1 pseudogene is annotated in these 405 nt (G+C 57.3%); it reads left to right on the forward strand.

Annotated elements, in window-relative coordinates:
• Positions 1-57: 57 nt before the first annotated feature.
• Positions 58-405 (forward strand): annotated as a pseudogene (locus B3187_RS11790) (peptide-methionine (S)-S-oxide reductase); the annotation flags it as partial.

The following is a 405-nucleotide window of genomic DNA, read 5'->3' on the forward strand; positions in this document are numbered from 1 at the left end:
AAGACTGTACCGCCTCCAGAACCGGTCTCAACGACAACGCACAAGGTGGTCGAAAGTATGTTTTTTGGTACCAGAAAGCTGGAAATGCCCACGCGGGATCAGGCCTTGAAAGGGCGTGATGAGGCGATGAAACTCGACGGCGACAATGCCAAACACTTTGTCAAAGGTACGCCACTGCAGCCACCTTTCCCGGAAGGGCTGGAGCAGATTGTTGTCGGCATGGGCTGTTTTTGGGNNCGCCGAGCGGTGCTTCTGGCAACTGCCTGGCGTCTACAGTACCGCCGTCGGTTACGCCGCCGGTTATACCCCCAATCCTACCTACGAAGAAGTCTGCTCCGGCTACACCGGACACAACGAAGTCGTCCTGGTGGTGTTTGACCCCACCGTTGCGCCGCTCAGCAGCAT

Source organism: Marinimicrobium sp. UBA4209, from assembly GCF_002381585.1.
Classification (GTDB): Bacteria; Pseudomonadota; Gammaproteobacteria; order Pseudomonadales; family Cellvibrionaceae; genus Marinimicrobium; species Marinimicrobium koreense.